This window comes from Actinomyces sp. HMSC075C01 (genome assembly GCF_001812965.1).
In the GTDB taxonomy this organism is placed as follows: domain Bacteria; phylum Actinomycetota; class Actinomycetes; order Actinomycetales; family Actinomycetaceae; genus Actinomyces; species Actinomyces acetigenes.
On sequence record NZ_KV810970.1, the window covers coordinates 1 to 16,624 of the forward strand.

Sequence of the window (16,624 nt, forward strand, 5' to 3'; positions counted from 1 at the left end):
CGCACCCCTCATCGACCAAGCCCCACCCTTCTGAACCATCAGGTGCCACGGACAGACATGATCAGTCGACACCGCTATGCCGAGCTCCACGCCCACTCCGCCTACTCCTTCCTCGACGGGGCCAATGAGCCCGACGACCTGGTCTCGGCCGCCGTCGAGCTCGGTCTGGAGGCCCTCGCCCTGACCGATCACGACGGCGTGCCCGGCATCGTCAAGCATGCCCAAGCAGGCCGCGCCCACGGCCTGCCCACCATTCACGGCACCGAGCTCACCCTGGCCGACGGCTCCCACCTGCCCGTCCTGGCTCGCAGCCCCGTCGGCTACCACCGACTGGTCTCGGCCATCTCACAGCACAACCTGGATGCCGGAGAACGCCGAGAACCCGCCCATGACCTGCCCACTCTCGCCTCGGCCCTTCGCGCCGCCCCCACCAGCCATACCGGGGGAGCCTGCGGAACCTGCCTCGTCCTCACTGGCACCTCCAACGGTCCTCTGCGCCGAGCCCTGGGAGACCCCCACCGGCCCGGAACCTGGGACCTGGCGGCGGCAGATGCCTGCCTGGGCCGCCTTACCGAGCTCTTCGCCGCTCCCGACCGTGGCCGCCCAACCAGCACCACCACCGGTGACACACAGGTGGAGGGAGACGCCGCTGTGGGGCTGGCCGTCGAGATCACCCTGGACGGAGGCCCCACCGACGCCGCCCTCACCGATGCCCTGACCCGGCTGGCCCACGACCACCGGCTGCCCCTCGTGGCCACCGGTGCAGTGCGCTGCGCCCGCCCCACCGACGCCCGACTCGCCGACGTGCTCACCTCAACCCGCCTGGTCACCGACCTGGAGGGTGCCCGCGGTCACCTGCCCGCCATCGGCCGCTGGCTGCGAGGAGCCCAGGACATGGCACGGCTCCACCGACGCCGCCCCGACGCCGTCGACCTGGCCGCCGAGCTCGCCGCAGACCTCGCCTTCGACCTGTCCCTCATCGCCCCCGACCTCCCCGACGCCGATGTCCCGGAGGGCCACACACCTGCCAGCTGGTTGCGTGAGCTCACCCGCCAAGGCGCCACCCGCCGCTACGGCACCCCGCAGGAGCACCCCCGGGCCTGGGAGGTGCTCAACCACGAGCTCGAGGTCATCGAGTCCCTGGGATTCCCCGGCTACTTCCTCATCGTGCACGCCATCGTCGAGTTCTGCGCACAGTCGGGAATCCTGTGCCAGGGGAGAGGCTCGGCGGCCAACTCCGCAGTCTGCTACGCCCTGGGCATCACAGCCGTCGACGCCGTCAGGCACCAGATGCTCTTCGAGCGCTTCCTGTCCCCAGGGCGAGCCGGCTACCCCGACATCGACCTCGACATCGAGGCCTGCCGCCGCGAAGAGGTCATCCAACACGTCTACTCCCGCTACGGCAGAGAACGTGCCGCCCAGGTCGCCAACGTCATCTCCTACCGCCCCCGATCCGCAGTCCGTGACGCCGCCCGAGCTCTCGGCCACCCCGCCGGCGTGCAGGACGCCTGGGCCAAACAGATGGAGCGGTGGACCTCGGTGCGCCCCGGAGGACTGACCGGGCAGAGCGACGAGGTCCCCGAGCCAGTCCTCGACATCGCGGAGAAGCTGCTGCGACTGCCCCGCCACCTGGGGGTCCACCCCGGAGGCATGGTCCTGTGCGGCCGCCCTGTCACCGAGGTCTGCCCGGTGCGCTGGGCCGCCATGGACAACCGCTCGGTCCTCCAGTGGGACAAGGACGACTGCGCCGAGGCCGGCCTGGTCAAGTTCGACCTCCTGGGCCTGGGGGCGCTCACCGCACTGCGACTGGCCTTCACCACACTGGCACAGCGGGGACAGACCGTTCCCGACTCCGTGACGGAAGGAGAGCTGCGCACCTCCCAGTCCGGCCGTCCCTGGGGGCTGCACACCCTGCCCGAGGAGGACCCGGCCGTCTACCGGCTGCTCACGGCCGCGGACACGGTCGGGGTCTTCCAGGTCGAGTCGCGTGCCCAGATGGCCACCCTGCCCCGACTCCGCCCCCAGACCTTCTACGACATCGTCGTCGAGGTCGCCCTCATCCGCCCCGGCCCCATCCAGGGCGACGCCGTCAGCCCCTACATCCGCCGCCGGCTGAAGCGTGAGGAGGTCACCTACCTGCATGAGTCCCTCAAGCCCGCCCTGACCAAGACTCTGGGAGTGCCGCTCTTCCAGGAGCAGCTCATGCAGATCGCCGTCGACGCCGCGGGGTTCAGCCCCGCCGAGGCCGACACCCTGCGTCAGGCCATGGGGGCCAAACGATCCATCGAGCGCATGGACGCCCTCCGCGACAAGCTCGTGGCCGGAATGAGGTCCCGGGGCATCGACGCACCCACCGCGGAGACGATCTACAGCAAGCTGAGGTCTTTCGCCGAGTTCGGCTTCCCCGAGTCCCACGCCTTCTCCTTCGCCTACCTGGTCTACGCCTCGGCCTGGCTCAAGGCACGCAAGCCTGAGGACTTCTATGCCGGGGTCCTAGCCGCCCAGCCCATGGGCTTCTGGTCCCCGCAGTCCCTGGTTGCCGACGCTCGCCGTCACGGTGTGCGCGTCCTGTCCGCGGACGTCAACCGCTCACTGGCTCAGGCCACCGTCGAGCGGCGGGAGGACCACCGGGATACCGGCGGATCAGACCAGTGGGAGCCGTTGAGGCCCCATCCTGCCGCCCCGTCTGCTCTGGACGTCCACGACGACCTCGCAGTGAGCCTGGGCCTGGCCCCCATCAAGGGGCTGGGGGAGCGGGCCGCGCAGGCCATCGTCACCGAGCGCCGTGCCCACGGCCCCTACCGGGACCTGGCTGATCTTGCGCGACGCGTGAGTCTGAGCCGCTCCCGCCTTGAGTCGCTGGCGGTCTCAGGAGCCCTGGACAGTCTAGGTGTGGAGCGCCGTCAGGCCCTGTGGGCTGCCGGAGTCCTCTCCGATGAGCACGGCCGACGTCGTGTCGCCTCCCGGCAGGGGCGGGGCGCGTGGTGCCAGCCCACGCTTCCGGGAACTGCTGTCGGTGCGCAGGCCCCGACCCTGCCGACCATGACTGACCGCGAGCGCCAGGCCGCCGACCTGAGCCTGACCGGAGTGTCCACGCAGGGCTCGCCCCTGAGGTTGCTGCGCCCCTCACTGGCCGCCGACGGCGTGCTGAGCACAGCCGACCTGGCAGATCAGGAGCATGGGAGCCGGGTGCGGGTCGCCGGCGTCGTCACCCACCGGCAGCGCCCCCACACGGCTTCCGGCATGATCTTCCTCAACCTGGAGGATGAGACTGGTCTGCTCAACGTCGTCTGCCGAGCCGGCATGTGGCGTCGCTACCGCAGCATCGGCAGACGCGCCGTCGCCCTCATCGTGCGCGGCACCGTTGAGAAGGGCGACGGAGTCATCGCACTCATGGCGGATCGTCTCCAGGTCCTTCCTGGGGTCCCGAGTACCGGCAGCCGGGACTGGTGCTGAGAGCGGCGCCTCTCACTCCTTGCGGGAGGAGTAGGCGGGCAGCTCACCCGTGACCGGGGCGTCCTTGGTGTGCAGCTCGGAGTAGACGGACCAGAGCACACTGATCAGCGGGACCGCGACGATCGCGCCGAGCAGGCCGGCGGCGTAGGTCCCCAGGGCGACACCGATGATCACCACCACAGGGTGCAGAGAGACCTGACGTCCCATGATGAGGGGCTGGAGGATGTGCCCCTCGATCTGGCCGATCCCGGCCACTCCCACGCCGACAACAATCATGGTGACGAAGCCGCCGGAGGCCAGGGCCACCACCATGGCCACAAGCATCGCCAGAGGTGCGCCGATGATCGGAATGAAAGCACCGATGAACACAAGCACCGCCAGGGGGGCCGCCAACGGGATCCCTACCAGCTGGAGGAAGATCCCGGCCATGATGGCGTCGGTGAGCGCCACCAGCACGGTGCCGCGGGCGTAACCGGCGAAGGTGTACCAGCCGGCGCCCGCGGCCCGGTGGGTCGACTCCCGCATCGTGGCAGGCAGCTCGTTGAGGAACCAGCGCCACATCCTGCCCCCGGAGGCCAGGAAGAAGATCGTGACGAACAGTGCCAGGGCCAGGACCGTGAGCACATCAACGACCGCACTGGCGTTGGACAGCAGCTCCGAGGCCAGGGACGGGGCGTTGGACTGCAGATAGTGCTGCCCCTGGCGCAGCCAGAGCTGGAGCTGGTGATAGATCTGCTGCTGCGTCAGGTGCAACGGCCCCTTCTCCAGGAAGTCCATGATGGTGTTGAGGCCATCACCGAACTGGGATGCCAAGGAGCTCCACTGGCTGGTGACCGAGGTGACCACGTACGTGACCAGCCCGGCGATCGCACCGATGGTGGCGAGCAGCGCCAGGAAGGTCGCCGGGTATCGGGGCATGATCCTGGCGAAGAGGTTGACCATCGGCTGGAGGATCGAAGTGAACACCAGTGCCATGAACAGGCCGATGAAGACCGGGATCACCTGCGAGGTGGCATAGAAGACAAGGCCGATGACAATGATGATGCCCAGTCCCAGCCAGGCCCCCATGCCGCCTCGCACCAGCCAGGAGGGCAGGGAGTCCATGACTGAGGAACGGGTCGTGACCGTCTCGGGGAAGGAGACCGAGGGGGCCACGCGCACATGGGTGGTGGATACCGGGGGAGAGACCGGCCTGGTCGCCTCCTCCTCCGGGTCCGACTCCCAGTGCAACTGGTAGTCGCGGTCAGCCTGCCTGCGTCTCTCCGCCCAGTCGATCCCCCGGTCCAGCGCCGTACGGGCGCCCTTGAGCCGACTCAGCAGGCCACTGCTGCTGAGGATCTCTCGGGTGGACCTCTTCTCCGAGTCACGTTCTTGAGCCGTCTGGAGGGAGTCGGGGTTCTGGGAGGACTTGGGGACTTCGGCCGACGCGTCCTGAGTCGGCTCTTGTGACGGAGAGCTGTTTGTTGCCATGGGGTGAACGATCAGTCCTTCGCTGGATAACGGGCTGACGAAACACGTCCAGCCTACTAGCGTGGCCCCATGACCGCCCCGAATGTCGGCAATCCGACGCACCCCGCCGTGATGAACCAGATGCGTCTGCCCCGCTCCGCTGCGTTAGGGCCAGGACGGGGAGGGCAGCAGAGGCTTCTTATTGACGCCCCGGCCGGAGCGGCGGAGATCTACCTTCACGGCGCTACCGTGACCTCCTGGGTCCCGCGCGGCGCCTCAGAGGTCATTTTCACCTCACGGCAGGCGGTCTTCGACGGCGCCACCGCCATCCGTGGAGGAATCCCCCTGTGCCTACCGGAGTTCGGCGTCGGCATCAACGGCGACGCCGTACCGAAGCACGGGTGGGCCCGCATCGCCCCCTGGCGGCTGCTAACGGTGACCGCCACCGACGGCGGCGGTGTCCGAGCTCTTCTCAGCGTCAGTCGTGACCGCCTGACAGCGCTCTACGAGGTCGAGGTCGGTGAGACTCTGCGCCTGGGACTTAGCCTGCGCAACGAGGGGACCGAGCCTCGCACGGTGGAGGCGGCCGCCCACACCTATCTCTCAGTCCACGACGTCACCGCCAGCCGCATCAGCGGGCTCGCAGGCACCCCCTACAGCGACAACCTGGCTCGCAGTCCCCAGGAGGCCCGCCACGTCCAGGAAGGCGATGTGACGATCGGCGGCCCCGTGGACCGCATCTATGACTCCGCCGAGCCGATCACCGTCACTGATCCTGGGCATCAGCGCACCATCGGCATCGACAAGCGCAACGCGCCCTCAACGATCGTGTGGAACCCCTGGTCCACGTACAGCGCCCCGCTGCCGGACATGGCCGACGACGAGTTCCCTGCCATGGTGTGCGTCGAAAGTGGGGCGGTGCGAGAGCACGCACCCACCATCGAGCCCGGGGTGAGCTGGTCCATGCAGGTGACCTTGAGCGTCGAGAGCACCGCAGTGTGATGGGAAGCACTTGAACGTGGCTTGGTGGCCTCGGTGGCCGTCATGCTAAGTTTCTCTGCGTCGCCAGGGCGAGGTCCTGGCCAAGCCGCTGAAAGGCGGAGGAGACAGCACAAGTCCGAGTGGCGGAATAGGTAGACGCGCTAGCTTGAGGTGCTAGTGCCTTATTAAACGGGCGTGGGGGTTCAAGTCCCCCCTCGGACACCACCAATAGATGATCCCCGGAACCAGAAGGTTCCGGGGATCATGCGTTGTCCCTCAGGGAGCTTCGCTTAGCTCCACTCAGGGCGGTAGAGGTCGGGGCGGGACTCCAAGCAGAAGAAGACCAGGAGCACTATTGAGCCGCCAGGAACGAAAGCGATGAGCAACCAGAGCCCCGACTTTCCATTGTCGTGCAGGCGCCGTACCGCGATGGCCAGGCTCGGGATGAATATAGCTATCGCATAGGCAAAGTAGAGAAGCATGACGACGATCATCCCGATACCGGTACCAGTCCCGACATCGTCTGAGGAACCACCCAACGCCCCACCAAGGCCAATGACCATGAACAGCAGGAAGTAGAGACCCATCACAACAAGGCTGTTGAAGAGTACAACCCACCAGTACTCGGAGCGGGACGCATAGCCGCGGAACTGGGCGTAGCGCTGGAAGTAGCGCTTGACGGCCTCACCGAAGCTCGCACCAGGCAGTGGGGCGATGTCGGGTGTCAGAGGCGGGGGCCCGAACTGTCCGAACTGGTTGGGTGCGCCGTAGGGGGCGGGGCCGCCGGGATAGGGCATGGGACCGCCGTATGGTGCCTGGCCGCCGTAGGGTGCGGGGCCGGTTCCGTAGGACATGAATCCTCCATGTAAGACGGGGCAGGGAGTGACGGGCGCGGTCATGGCTGAGAGCACCCGGGCTGATGCGCTTTCTGGTGTCAGATCGGCATACGAGTCACAGCCTAAGGGCAGAGGGGAGGGCTCGTCACGTTGGCCCCTTCCAGGTGCGGTGGGAAGTACTCCCTATGTCGGGTCACAGGATACCCTCCTCGGTAGAGTGGGCCGTCATGCATTCCGCCACCCCACTGAGCAGTCCTCCTGATGCGCGGCGCAGTCCTGAGCTGTTACGTGCGCGCGCCGGGGTCTGTCTAGTGTTTCTGGCCAATGGCCTGGGATTCGCCAATTTGGTGCCGCGTTTCCCACAGATCGTGGCGACGCTGGGGCTGAGCAAGAGCGCCTTCGGGCAGGCGGTGGCCGCAGCCAGCGTCGGCGCTCTCGTGGCGGGGCTGGCCGCGTCATGGCTCATCTCCCGCCTGACCTCGGCCAAGGTCGCCAGCCTGGGCATGCTCGTGGTGGCCCTGGCTCTCCTTGGAGCGGGCCTGGCCCGTTCGTGGATCGTCCTGGCGGTCTGCCTGCTGGTCGTGGGCGGGACGGACTCCATTGTCGATGTCGCGCAGAACGCACACGGGCTGCGGGTTCAGCGCCGTTGGGGCACCTCCATCGTGACGAGCTTCCATGCCTCGTGGTCACTGGGGGCGGTCCTGGGAGCCGCCATGGGGCAGGCCATGGCGGGAGCCGGAGTGGGGTTGGGAACTCACATGGTGCTGACGGCGGTGGTGCTGCTCGTCCTCTCGATAGGCCCCCTGCTCGCCGGCTGGTTCCTGCCCGGCCACGACCGCGCTGATCGCGCCCCCGACCAGAACAAGGCGCTCGACGCTGGTGCCGAGGCGGGGCCGGTGGCCTCGGCTCGTCGCACCCGGCCGGTCACGGTACTCGTGCTCCTCGTCGTCGGGCTGCTGTGCGCCGCCTCGATGTTCCCTGAGGACGTCGCCATGAACTGGTCCTCCCTGCTCCTGTCGGAACAGGGCGCCAGCGCCGGTCGCGTCGGGCTGGGGCTGGTTGCCCTTCAAGGAACGATGATCGTGGGGCGTCTGGTGGGCGACCGCATCATCGACGCTGTCGGCCAGCGAGCCGTGATCGCCTCGGGCGGAGCGCTGGTCACCCTCGGAATGAGTGTCGCCCTCCTGGTCTCCTCCGTTCCCGGGACGCTGCTGGGGATGGCGATCTCCGGTGCGGGATGCGCCGTCGCCGTCCCCGTGACCTACTCCGCCGCCGACGACGTTGACGGGCTTCCTCCTGGACGGGGACTGACCATCGTGTCCTGGCTGGCCCGCCTGGCGGGCCTCCTGGCACCGCCGCTTGTCGGCCGGCTGGCTGACGTTCACGGACTGTGGGTGGCTCTGGCCTACGGCCTACTGGGTGGCCTCATCATGGTCACCTGCTGGCCGGTCCTGCACCGTAGGCCCGCGAGGACTCAGAGCAGTCCTGCCTGATGGCGCAGCTCGCTGTCCTTCTTCTGAATCCACTGCCTGCCAATCACAACGGTGGCGAGTGCCGCAGCGATGACAACCAGTGCAAGGACCGAGTTCCATATCAGTGCGTGGGTGTGGGCCTCCTGCGAGGAGGAGCCGGTCGAGAACGTAGTCTGATTCAGCATCACAGAGGCGAATATGGCGAGAACAGCCACGACGAACTCAACCAGGAACACGATCGCAGCAAGGTTCCAGTAGCGCTCGCGCCGGCGCGCATCGCACCACGCGGGCAAGGAGGCGGTGTCGACATCCTCCCAGCCGATCTCTCGCGGCTCCTCCCCTCCGGGCATCGTGCTGGGATAAGACACGAGGAGACGGTCGCACCGCTTGGAGGTGTGGGAGACGATCGCGCCGAAGACGCTGACGCCGAAGAGCAGGGGAATGAGTGTGAGCTGCCCGGCCGCGATGAACAGTAGGAAGATCAAAAGCCCTACGAGCAGGAAGACTGAGGCGAAGACGGTCATGCCGGCCAGGGCGCGCCGCCCCTGCCTGACGCGCTTGGCGACGTCGTAGGCATCCGGCCATGGGGGACCCATGCGCCCGTCACGGGTGACGCTACGCGTGAGGGAGACTCCGTTCGGGTGAGTGATGAGATCCCGGCGCTGGCCCGCCTCAATGTCCAGGGGGCGTGATGAGCCGGGCTCCTGCCCCGCCAGCTGGGTCAGGGTCTGACGCAACAGCCCCCACTGCTCCTCGGCCACGAACCTCGGAGTGCGCAGGGCCCATGCGCCGCGAGCGCAGGTGACCGCGATGGCGAGTGTCACGAGGGCGAAGATGCTGGGAAGAACTGTGAAGACCTTCTGGATACCGGCGAAAGGATCGCCCGGGGGTGCGATGGAGGGGCTTCGGTGGAAGGAGATGGCGAGGTACAGGCCGATTCCCGCCAGTCCCAGTGAGGCGGCGGTCTGCAGCAGTCGCAGCAGCATGCCCCCACTGAGCTGAACGGACAGCGCCGCCGTGCCCGGGTCGTAGGCGGCGATAGCGTGGTCTACGGCTTGCCGCACCTGCTGCTCACTTGCGGCACTAGCCGGAATGGACAAACGTTCCTTGACGAGCGCAAGGCCGGTCGGAGACCCCAGGCCAGACTCGAAGCTCGGAATGTCATGGTGCTCCACGTAGCCGCGATGAGCTGAGTCGAAGGTGCTTCTCGTGTGCATGCTCTCCACGCGGGCGGGGACCCGCTGCTCGACCGTGATGACATCGCCGCGTCTGCATACTCGCACCGAGGGCAGCATCCAGCGGGGAATAGCGGGACCATGGCGGCGGCTCTCAGGCGTGGGGGCGGTAGTCACTCAGGCTCTTCTCGTTGGGGGACATCATCCTCGAGCATAGGCCCATGAAATGACCCGGGAGAGGAATTCGGGCGGCTCCTCACGAGTGAGGCGAGGCAGAGGCGTTAGCATCGGCCTCCATGGACTCCTTTGAGATGACCGTTGCTGCTGACGGCGACCTGCCCGCACTGGTCCTGTCGGTCCCGACCGGCGACGACCTCGACCGCATCACCGAGATCTGCCAGGACGCGGACATTCAGGAGTGGACCTTCGTCCCTCGCAACTATCAGCGCAGTGACGCGCAGTTCTTCGTCGAGCAGGTCGTGGCCAAGGGCTGGAGCGAGGGACGCGAGTTCACCTGGGCGATCCGCGAGGCCGATGCCGGTGCCTCTCCGGACCTAGTGGGCATGCTTGGCATCACCCTGAGTGGCCCTGAGAACGCTCGGACCGGCGAGGTCGGCTACTGGCTCGCTGCTGCGGCGCGCGGGCGCGGCACCATGACCCGTGCCGTCGCTGCCCTCATCGATACGGCCTTCGACCCGAACGGCCCCCTGGCCCTGTCCGCGCTGAGGTGGCGCTGCAACATCCACGAGACGAGCCACGGGCCGGTACCCAACTGGGGCTCCTGGAAGGTCGCCTGGTCCCTCGGCTTCCAGCGGGAAGGGCGAGTGCGCCGCTTCCTGCCCAACGACGGTCGGCTCCATGACGGCTGGATCGCCACCCTGCTGCCCGAGGACCCGCGCGAGCCGCGAGCTCCCTGGGACGGCCCTGTCGAGACAGACGACGTCCTTCCCCTCGTAGCGCACGACGGCGTCGGAGAGCGGGAGGGCGACGACCCCGAGGCCCTGGTGCGGCGCTTCCACCACGTCTACGGACTTCCCATCCAGACCGACGGCGCCAGTCTCGAGCGCGAGAGCCTCGACATGCGCATGAGTCTCATCGCCGAGGAGTTCTCCGAGCTCGTCGGCGCCGTCTACGGGCAGGCCGCACGCGCCGAGATCGAGTCGAGCTACCGCCGCGCCGTGGCCGCCGACGACGGCGCTCGCGACACCGTCGAGACCGCCGACGCCCTGGCGGACCTCATCTACGTCATCTACGGCATGGCCCTGGAGACCGGGATCGACCTGGCGTCCGTGCTCGCCGAGGTGCAGCGCTCCAACATGTCCAAGCTGGGTGCCGACGGCAAGCCGGTCTACCGCGAGGACGGCAAGGTCCTCAAGGGGCCGGACTACTTCCCTCCGAACGTGGAGGCGGTGCTGCGCAGTCGCCGCCTGCGCTGAGAAGAGACCGTCGACACAGCCATAACTATACTGCACGTAAAGTATAGTTCTGGGTGTGACTCGTACTCCTGGACTTCGCGCCCAGCGCGGGAACCCTCATCGCCGCTCGAGCCCTGCTGGGCGTCGGCGGCGCCACGATCATGCCCTCCACCCTGTCCCTCATCCGCAACATCTTCCCCGACGCCCGCCACCGCACCACCGCCATCGCCATCTGGTCGGCTGGCAGCTCGGGTGGTACCGCCTTGGGACCCCTGGTCGGTGGAGTCCTGCTCGAACGCTACTGGTGGGGCAGCGTCTTCCTCATTAACGTTCCCGTCATGGCGGCCGTCATCGTCACGGGCCTGTGGGTCCTACCGGAGTCCAAGAACGACCAGGGAGCCCCGGTGGACCTGGCCTCCGCGGTCCTGTCGGTCCTGGCCATCGTGCCGATCACCTACGCCGTCAAGTTCTTCGCGCACGACGGCCTCACCGTCATCGCAGTAGCAGCACTGGCGGGCGGCCTGGCCGCCGGATGGCTGTTCATCAGGCGTCAGCGCACGCTGGCCACGCCGCTGATCGACGTCGAGCTCTTCAGACGACCCGCATTCACCTGGGCGATTGCGGCCACAGTCCTGGCGATCTTCGCGTTGGCCGGCCTGCTGTACTTCTTCTCCCAGTACCTCCAGCTCGTTCGGGGCTACTCCACGCTCCGAGCGGGCCTGACCGAGCTGCCCTCGTCACTGGCCTCCTTCGTCGTCGTCGCGGTCGTCACCGCGGTGGTACGCCGGCTCGGCAATGGCCGGGCGCTCGGAAGCGGCCTGCTCATGGCCGCGGTGGGACTGATTGTCGTCGCGCTGGGGGAGTCCTACGGTGGAATCGTCGTCATCTGCGCCGGCCTGCTCATCATCGGCGCAGGCATCGGCCTGGCCTTCACGGTCTCCACCGGAGCAGTCCTGGGGGCGGTGCCGGCGGACCGGTCCGGAGCGGCCTCGGCCATCTCCGAGACCGGTCTTGAGCTGGGCGTCGCCCTGGGCATCGCGGTGCTCGGTACGATTCAGGATGTCGGCTACCGGCTGCTGCTCGGGCGGGTTCCCTCCAGTCTTCCGCGGCGGGCGGCAGAGGCCGCCGAGCAGTCCCTGGCCACCCTGGCTGGTGCCATCGACCTGGGCGACCCCGGGCAGGCCGAGCTGATGGTTCAGGCCCGAGAGGCGTTCACCCGCGCCATGCAGGTCACGGCGATCATCGCCGCCGTCGTCCTCCTGGGCGCGGGCGTCATGGCCGCACGCCATGTTCCGGCCACGAGCGAGACGAGTGAGGAGACCCCATGAGACCCTCGAAACGCGACCGCATCATCACCGGGGCGCTCGAGCTGGCCCACCGTGACGGCTTCGATGCCCTCACCTTCGATGCCCTGGCCGAGCACGTCGGACTGACCCGAGGCGGAGTCATCTACCACTTCCGCACCAAGACCGATCTCCTGGAGGGCATCGCCGCGGCCTTCCAGGAACGATGGCGGGCTGCGGCGCTGGAAGCACTGGGCAAGCCGCTGGAGGAGGCGAGCCGGGCCGAGCGCATCGAGGCCCTGGCGCGCTCCGTCCTCGACGGCGAGATCCTCCCTGGAGAGGTCAGTTTCATACTCTCGGCCACGCCGGAGGCGGAGATGCTCAAGGAGACCTGGAACACGCTGCGCCGGGAGTGGCTGGGTGAGATCCGTGAGCTCAGTGCCATGCAACGCGTGGCGCTGCTGGCCGTGGACGGATGGTGGGCCAACCGCGCCTTCGACACTGACAGGCAGGGCCCCGATGAGCCCGCCATCGCCGACCTCATCGTGTCCCTGGCTCGCGGTGAGGCCGGCGATGGCGGACGGCAGTGACAGGCTCCCCTAGAAGCGGGGAATATTACGCATGTTCGATGTCGCCATGCTCACGGCCTCACCCGCACCGCGATTAAGGACGATCTTGCTCATTGCTGTGGCGAAGCCGATCAGCTGCTCACCCGTGATCTCCGGAGGAAGCGACAGAGCGTTGGGGTCGGTGATGACCTCGACCAGTGCTGGGCCATTGAAGTCGAAGGCCTTCTGAAAAGCTTTGCGCAAGTCTCGTGGATCGTCAACGCGTTCGGCATGGAAACCGATCGACTGTGCTACTCCGGCGTAGTTGACGTCGTGGACATCAGTGCCGAAGTCGGGCAGACCATTGACCAGCATCTCGAGCTTCACCATACCCAGGGTCGAGTTGTTGAAGACCACGACCTTGATCGGCAGGTTGTGCATACGGGCGGTCACGAGTTCTCCCATGAGCATGGACAGGCCGCCGTCGCCGGACACGGATATCACCTGGCGATGGGGGTGGGAGACCTGTGCGCCGATGGCATGGGGGAGGGCGTTTGCCATGGATCCGTGCAGGAAGGAGCCGATGAGGCGGCGCGTACCCAGCGGGTCGATGTAGCGTGCGGTCCACACGTTGCACATTCCGGTGTCCGCAGTGAAGATCGCGTCCCTGGCGGCGACCTCGTTGAGCACGTGGGCGGCATACTCGGGGTGAATGGGTTTGATCCTGTCCGCCTTGCGCGTATAGGCGCCAATGGGTGCCTTCATGATCTTGGCATGCTTCTTGAGCTGAGCCTTGAGAAAAGCGTCGGAGCGGCGTTTCTTAATATGCGGAATGAGAGCCTCGATGAACGGGATGACGTCTGAGTGAATCGGGTGAGAGACGTCGGTGCGCCGCCCCAGCTTCTCAGCGTGATTGTCCACCTGGACCGTCACGGTGTCCGGTAGGAACTGATCGTAAGGGAAGTCGGTTCCCAGTAGGAGCAGTACGTCGGCATCCTTCATGCCCTCGGCGGCGGCCCCGTATCCCAGGAGGCCCGTCATACCGACGTCGTAGGGATTGTCATACTGGATGAAGTCCTTGCCGCGCAGCGAATGACCGATTGGTGCTTTGAGCAGGTCGGCCAGTGCGATGACTTCGTCATGAGCGCCCTTGACGCCGGCACCGGCGAAGATCGCCACCTTCCGGGATTTGTTGAGTAAGGCGGACACCTCGGCCACGTCAGCAGGGTTGGGCGACAGGGTGGCTGGTCTGGCCTTGGAATACTCAGGGATGGCGGCAGTGGCCTTCTCATCGGAGACATCTCCCGGCAATGAGATCACGCTCACGCCGCTCAGGCTGACAGCGTGGCGGATTGCGGCGTTGACGACACGAGGGGCCTGCTTGGGGGTGGAGATGAGCTCCGAGTAGACCGAGCACTCGTTGAACAGGCGATCCGGGTGGGTCTCCTGGAAGTAGGACTGGCCAATCTGGACGCTGGGGATGTGCGAGGCGATCGCCAGCACCGGGGCGCCCGAGCGCTGTGCGTCGTACAGGCCGTTAATCAGGTGAAGGTTGCCCGGACCGCAGGAGCCGGCGCACACGGAGAGCTCGCCGGTCAGCTGCGCCTCTGCTGCAGCAGCGAAGGCAGCGGCCTCCTCATGGCGTACATGGACCCAGTCGATCCCACCCTTGGCGGAACCGCCAGTCTTACGGACGGCGTTGACGATCGGATTGAGGGAGTCCCCTACGATGCCGTATATCCTGTGGACACCGGCATCGACAAGCTGGGCCACGAGTTGTTCTGCGACATTCATGCGTCTCTCCCTGGAGATCCTGGATTCGAGTGACCCCATCAGGCTACGCCCAGTGCGACCATAGTCCTAGAATTGATGGCCTGTTGTGAACGAGAAGACCATCAGTGCATGGCACGATGGGCCCATGAGCGAGACCACTGACGGCACTGACCTCCCGGAGTCGAACGTCTTCGCCAAGCCGTGGCCGCTCGACCTTGGCCTGCCCGGCTTCACGGCCGTGGACCACGCCGACATCGAACCGGCCATCCGTGCCGGGATGGCTGCTGAGCGCCGGGAGTGGGAGGCGATCGCCACCAACGAGGACCAGCCCACGATCGCCAACACCGTCGATGCTTTGGAGCGATCCGGTGAGCTGCTGGAGCGGGCGCTGACGGTGCTGGACGCTCTGACCTCCGCCACCGACTGCCCGGACCTCGACGAGCTCGAGGAGGCCCTGGCCCCTGAGCAGGCGGCCCACTCCGACGCCTATCACCTCGACTCCCGTCTTTACCGTCGCTTCAAGGTCCTCGATGAGATGGTGACCCAAGCCCCTGAGGGGCAGACCGCGCGCGACGCTGACGGCACCGTCATCGACGCCGAGGCCGCCCGCCTCATCCGCCTGACCGTCGAGGAGTTCGAACGCAACGGCGTCGGCCTGGACGAGGCGGACACGCACAGGCTCAAGGAGATCAACGCCCGCGTCAACGCGCTCAAGACGCGCTTCTCCGTCCTGGTCACCGAGGCCATGCACGCCGCCGGGGTCACTAACGTCACGGTGCCGCCGGCCCTGGCCACCACCCGGCCCCACGGCGCCAGGCTCGCTCTGCTGGAGACGTCCATGAGCCGAGGACTGGGAAAGCAGGACACCCTCGGTGACACCCGCGGCATCGTTCTGGAGCTCGCCCGGCTGCGCGCCGAACGGGCCGCCCTCCTGGGCTTCCCGCACCACGCCGCCCTCGTGGCCGCGGAGTCGGCCGCCCGCACCACCGAGGCGGTTTCAGAGCTGCTCGGCCGACTCACTCCGCCGGCCATGGACAACGCCCGCGCAGACGCGCGAGTCTATGCCGCCCGCATGGACCTGGACCCGCAGACCCAGGCCGGTGAGACCTTCGGGCCCGCCGACTGGCCCCTCTACGAGGCCGCTGAGCGCAAGGAGCGCTTCGGCGTCGACGACGAGGTCCTGGCCCCCTACCTGGAGCTGTGGAGCGTGGTCACCAAGGGCGTCTTCTATGCCGCCAACCGCCTCTACGGCATCACCTTCCACGAGCGCGAGGACCTGGCCGAGCACATGTACGCCCCGGGCGTGAAGGTCTGGGAGGTGCGCGACGGCGAGGACTCCCAGGCGCCGGTCCTGGGCCTGTTCGTCGGCGACTACTACGCCCGGGCGGGCAAGTCCGGCGGCGCCTGGATGGACAGCCTCGTCACCGGCTCAACGCTCACCGGCCGCAAACCAGTCGTCATCAACTGCTGCAATATCGAGCAGCCCACCTCCGGTCCGGCCCTGCTGACCTGGGACGAGGTCATCACCTGCTTCCATGAGTTCGGGCACGCTCTGCACGCCCTGCTCTCCCAGGCCCGTTACCCCTCGGCCTCCGGAACGGCCGTGCCCCGCGACGTCGTCGAGTTTCCCAGCCAGCTCAACGAGAAGTGGGCGCTTCACCCCGAGGTGCTGGCCTCCTACGCGCGCCACGTGGACACCGGCGAGCCTCTCCCGCCTGAGCTCGCCGAGCAGCTACGAGGCCAGGGCGCCTTCGGTCAGGGCTACGCCACCACCGAGTACCTGGGGGCGGCCCTGCTCGACCAGGCCTGGCACACCCTGCCCTCTGGCGAGGTCCCGACGCGCATTGATGAGGTGGAGGACTTCGAGCACCGGGCCCTGGCCCGGGCCGGAGTCGATGACGCGCTCGTGCCTCCCCGCTACCGCGCCACCTACTTCTCCCACGTCTTCGCCGGGGGCTACAGCGCCGCCTACTACGCCTATATCTGGAGCGAGGTCATGGACGCCGATGCCGTCGAGTGGTTCACCACCGATGGTGCGATCGACGGCGACCTCGGCCTGAACCGCCAGGCCGGAGAGATCTTCCGCCGCGAGTTCCTCTCCCGCGGCGACTGTCGAGACCCTCTGGTCTCCTACCGCGCCTTCACCGGACGCGACCCCGGCATCCTGCCTCTTCTTCGACGTCGCGGACTGGCCTGATGGACGCAGTTCGCATCTTCACCCTCTCATCACCGGAAG

At 67.3% G+C, this 16,624-nt stretch carries 10 protein-coding genes, 1 tRNA gene and 1 pseudogene; 8 read left to right on the top strand and 4 right to left on the bottom strand.

Annotation, left to right across the window (positions count from 1 at the left end; translation table 11 throughout):
- Positions 1–57 precede the first annotated feature (57 nt).
- On the top strand, positions 58–3,456 hold the full coding sequence (locus HMPREF2883_RS03460) for an error-prone DNA polymerase (protein WP_070658995.1): 3,399 nt from the start codon (positions 58–60) through the stop codon (positions 3,454–3,456).
- 12 nt (positions 3,457–3,468) lie between these two features.
- Here HMPREF2883_RS03460 and HMPREF2883_RS03465 read toward each other — a convergent pair whose 3' ends face one another.
- Positions 3,469–4,926, bottom strand: a complete 1,458-nt coding sequence (locus HMPREF2883_RS03465; RefSeq protein ID WP_070658996.1) for an AI-2E family transporter — start codon at positions 4,924–4,926, stop codon at positions 3,469–3,471.
- A gap of 69 nt (positions 4,927–4,995) precedes the next feature.
- Here HMPREF2883_RS03465 and HMPREF2883_RS03470 point away from each other — a divergent pair, with 69 nt between their 5' ends.
- Positions 4,996–5,907, top strand: a complete 912-nt coding sequence (locus HMPREF2883_RS03470; protein WP_070658997.1) for a D-hexose-6-phosphate mutarotase — start codon at positions 4,996–4,998, stop codon at positions 5,905–5,907.
- 113 nt (positions 5,908–6,020) lie between these two features.
- Positions 6,021–6,111, top strand: a tRNA-Leu gene (locus tag HMPREF2883_RS03475).
- 65 nt (positions 6,112–6,176) lie between these two features.
- On the opposite strand, the gene HMPREF2883_RS03480 is transcribed toward HMPREF2883_RS03475, so the two are convergent.
- Positions 6,177–6,740 (bottom strand): DUF805 domain-containing protein, encoded by a 564-nt coding sequence (locus tag HMPREF2883_RS03480; protein ID WP_070658998.1) that lies wholly within the window; start codon positions 6,738–6,740, stop codon positions 6,177–6,179.
- 209 nt (positions 6,741–6,949) lie between these two features.
- Here HMPREF2883_RS03480 and HMPREF2883_RS03485 point away from each other — a divergent pair, with 209 nt between their 5' ends.
- A complete protein-coding gene (locus HMPREF2883_RS03485; protein ID WP_070658999.1) occupies positions 6,950–8,215 on the top strand; it encodes an MFS transporter in 1,266 nt (421 codons plus the stop codon).
- Here HMPREF2883_RS03485 and HMPREF2883_RS03490 read toward each other — a convergent pair.
- On the bottom strand, positions 8,197–9,546 hold the full coding sequence (locus tag HMPREF2883_RS03490; RefSeq protein ID WP_070659000.1) for a hypothetical protein: 1,350 nt from the start codon (positions 9,544–9,546) through the stop codon (positions 8,197–8,199). The two genes, HMPREF2883_RS03485 and HMPREF2883_RS03490, sit on opposite strands and share 19 nt — an antisense overlap.
- A gap of 119 nt (positions 9,547–9,665) precedes the next feature.
- Between HMPREF2883_RS03490 and HMPREF2883_RS03495 the strand changes: the two genes are divergently transcribed.
- The 3 genes and pseudogenes from HMPREF2883_RS03495 (at position 9,666) to HMPREF2883_RS03505 (ending at position 12,657) form a co-directional block, all read left to right on the top strand.
- Complete coding sequence (locus HMPREF2883_RS03495) at positions 9,666–10,805, top strand: bifunctional GNAT family N-acetyltransferase/nucleoside triphosphate pyrophosphohydrolase family protein (RefSeq protein WP_070659001.1); 1,140 nt, start codon at positions 9,666–9,668, stop codon at positions 10,803–10,805.
- 62 nt (positions 10,806–10,867) lie between these two features.
- A pseudogene (locus HMPREF2883_RS03500) lies at positions 10,868–12,112 on the top strand (MFS transporter); the annotation flags it as partial.
- Positions 12,109–12,657 carry a TetR/AcrR family transcriptional regulator gene (locus tag HMPREF2883_RS03505; RefSeq protein WP_070659002.1) on the top strand — a complete coding sequence of 183 codons (549 nt, stop codon included), beginning with the start codon at positions 12,109–12,111 and terminating at the stop codon, positions 12,655–12,657. The pseudogene HMPREF2883_RS03500 and the gene HMPREF2883_RS03505, both read left to right, overlap by 4 nt.
- Positions 12,658–12,666: 9 nt before the next feature.
- Here HMPREF2883_RS03505 and HMPREF2883_RS03510 read toward each other — a convergent pair whose 3' ends face one another.
- Complete coding sequence (locus tag HMPREF2883_RS03510) at positions 12,667–14,409, bottom strand: pyruvate dehydrogenase (protein WP_070659003.1); 1,743 nt, start codon at positions 14,407–14,409, stop codon at positions 12,667–12,669.
- Between the two features lie 124 nt (positions 14,410–14,533).
- Here HMPREF2883_RS03510 and HMPREF2883_RS03515 point away from each other — a divergent pair, with 124 nt between their 5' ends.
- Positions 14,534–16,585, top strand: a complete 2,052-nt coding sequence (locus tag HMPREF2883_RS03515) for a M3 family metallopeptidase (RefSeq protein WP_070659032.1) — start codon at positions 14,534–14,536, stop codon at positions 16,583–16,585.
- Positions 16,586–16,624: the final 39 nt, after the last annotated feature.

What these genes read in the sequence shown, in the direction of transcription:
- HMPREF2883_RS03495 (WP_070659001.1), top strand. Translation starts at nt 9,666, where the DNA reads ATGGACTCCTTTGAGATGACCGTTGCTGCTGACGGCGACCTGCCCGCA.
- HMPREF2883_RS03460 (WP_070658995.1), top strand. Translation starts at nt 58, where the DNA reads ATGATCAGTCGACACCGCTATGCCGAGCTCCACGCCCACTCCGCCTAC.
- HMPREF2883_RS03480 (WP_070658998.1), bottom strand. Translation starts at nt 6,740, where the DNA reads ATGTCCTACGGAACCGGCCCCGCACCCTACGGCGGCCAGGCACCATAC.
- HMPREF2883_RS03465 (WP_070658996.1), bottom strand. Translation starts at nt 4,926, where the DNA reads ATGGCAACAAACAGCTCTCCGTCACAAGAGCCGACTCAGGACGCGTCG.
- HMPREF2883_RS03510 (WP_070659003.1), bottom strand. Translation starts at nt 14,409, where the DNA reads ATGAATGTCGCAGAACAACTCGTGGCCCAGCTTGTCGATGCCGGTGTC.
- HMPREF2883_RS03485 (WP_070658999.1), top strand. Translation starts at nt 6,950, where the DNA reads ATGCATTCCGCCACCCCACTGAGCAGTCCTCCTGATGCGCGGCGCAGT.
- HMPREF2883_RS03470 (WP_070658997.1), top strand. Translation starts at nt 4,996, where the DNA reads ATGACCGCCCCGAATGTCGGCAATCCGACGCACCCCGCCGTGATGAAC.
- HMPREF2883_RS03505 (WP_070659002.1), top strand. Translation starts at nt 12,109, where the DNA reads ATGAGACCCTCGAAACGCGACCGCATCATCACCGGGGCGCTCGAGCTG.
- HMPREF2883_RS03515 (WP_070659032.1), top strand. Translation starts at nt 14,534, where the DNA reads ATGAGCGAGACCACTGACGGCACTGACCTCCCGGAGTCGAACGTCTTC.